The organism is Brasilonema bromeliae SPC951 (assembly GCF_012912135.1).
GTDB classification, from domain to species: Bacteria; Cyanobacteriota; Cyanobacteriia; order Cyanobacteriales; family Nostocaceae; genus Brasilonema; species Brasilonema bromeliae.
Genome location: NZ_QMEB01000402.1, coordinates 1 through 1973 on the forward strand (window position 1 = coordinate 1; position 1973 = coordinate 1973).

The window sequence follows — 1973 nt, forward strand, 5'->3', positions numbered from 1 at the left end:
CGCCACGCTAGTCCCTAAGAGGGACGCTGCGCAAACGCTATCACGTCCCCTCCCCGAGCTCGCGGGGAGGGGCGGTTTTGGCGCAAGACAAAACCGGGGTGGGGTAAAGCGAGAGTTGTGAGCAAACATAAGGGTATGACGTAAGTAATAACAAGGGTTTCAGGTTAAGTTGACACGTATAAGACTGCCCACCCTACACAGGATGTAACATGCTAAGTCGTATCTGAAAATTACTTGCAAATTAGCACATATCAGGACAAGTCAAGCTAAGTCACTGCAAGTCAAATAAATAACTACGAAAGAAAATTGCGACAGTTAACTCAGTCAAATAACTGAGGCGTACGCAATGCTAGAAATAATTATTAACAAATCTGTTGAAATTATTCTTGGTCTGTTACTAGAGAAGTTTGGGGAATGGCTGCTAAATGAGCGCAACCTCAAACGCCTCAACCACTTGCTGAAAAAGCAGATTCTCTTACTCTACTTTTATTGGGTTTTACTCAAAACACCGCAAGAATCTTTACCTAAGCAACCACAACAACATGATATCCAAATAAGTGAGTAGTATTGGTAAGGGGGAAAATAGCAAAGGCTGAAGCTATTTTTCTTTCTTGTGGAATGAGCGTCTCTTGTGTGCTATATGTCTAAATCTTCTAAGTCTGACAAGATTTTGGTTGTAGATGATTCTCCTGATAATGTATTTTTGGTGAAAACCATTTTGCAGGAAGAAGGGTACACAGTTAGCACGGCTGCAAATGGTGCTTCAGCATTAGCACAACTCGAAACATCGACTTGTGATTTAGTGTTGCTGGATCTTATGATGCCGGGAATGGATGGTTATGAAGTTACTAAGCGGATTCGGCAAAATACGACTTTGCCATTTATCCCAATTCTCCTGATTACCGCACATGACTCACCTAATGTTGCTCATGGATTAGATTTGGGCGCAGATGATTTTATCCGCAAGCCTGTGACTGTGGATGAATTGTTGGCACGAGTGCGATCGCTCCTCCGTCTCAAGCACAGTATAGATGAACGCGATGAAATTGCCCGTCTACGTCAAGATTTTGCCTCTCGCCTCACCCACGACTTACGCACACCCTTGGTAGCAGCAGATCGAATGCTGTTGCTGTTTGCTGACGGTGCTTTGGGACAACTGTCACCACAAATGCAGGAAGTGATAGAGATCATGGCTCGCAGTAACAGTAATCTGCTAGCTATGGTAAACACCTTACTAGAAGTTTATCGCTTTGAAGCAGGTCGCAAAACTCTAGCGTTTCAACCAGTGAATCTCAGTAAGTTACTACAAGAAGTTTCACAAGAATTGAGTCCTTTAGCTGACCAAAAGCACCTTACAGTCAATTTAGATTTAGGTGAGAACTCAGGGAGTAGTAAAGTGATGGGCGATCGCCTGGAACTCCACAGACTATTCACCAACCTGATAGGTAACGCTATCAAATTTACTGACACCGGGTCAATAACCATCCGCATCACTCCAGCGACTCCTTCAGAGAATTGCATAACAGTTGAAATCGCAGATACAGGTCGAGGTATTTCTCCTGAAGAACAACTCACTTTATTTGAACGATTTCGCCAAGGAAGTCATAATCATTCTGGTAGTGGCTTAGGACTGTACCTTTCGCGACGAATTGTCGAAGCACATCAAGGCACGATTCACGTGAATTCAGAAGTCGGCAAAGGGAGTGTATTCATTGTGAATTTGCCAATTAAACAGTCATCATAGAAAGTATGAGTTATTTTAACAATGCCAATTTCATACACCCTTTTTATAGCCCGCGCAACCCAACAAGTTTTATGTTTTTTGCGCTAACTGATACCAAGTTGCAGCTCAATTGCCTCACCTCATCCCCTCTCCTTAATCCTCACCTTTATCCCCTCTCCTTAATCCTCACCTCTATCCCCTCTCCTTAATAAGGAGAGGGGTGCCCGATAGCGTAGCGTGCCGTTAGGCA

General features: G+C 43.7%; 2 protein-coding genes. Both read left to right on the top strand.

All coding sequences use genetic code 11. From position 1 onward, the window contains the following. Window positions 1-346: 346 nt before the first annotated feature. Complete coding sequence (locus DP116_RS28025) at window positions 347-565, top strand: hypothetical protein (RefSeq protein ID WP_048871560.1); 219 nt, start codon at window positions 347-349, stop codon at window positions 563-565. Between the two features lie 75 nt (window positions 566-640). Then, window positions 641-1744 (top strand): ATP-binding response regulator, encoded by a 1104-nt coding sequence (locus tag DP116_RS28030; protein WP_169158223.1) that lies wholly within the window; start codon window positions 641-643, stop codon window positions 1742-1744. Window positions 1745-1973 lie beyond the last annotated feature (229 nt).

What these genes read in the sequence shown, in the direction of transcription:
- DP116_RS28030 (WP_169158223.1), top strand. Translation starts at nt 641, where the DNA reads ATGTCTAAATCTTCTAAGTCTGACAAGATTTTGGTTGTAGATGATTCT.
- DP116_RS28025 (WP_048871560.1), top strand. Translation starts at nt 347, where the DNA reads ATGCTAGAAATAATTATTAACAAATCTGTTGAAATTATTCTTGGTCTG.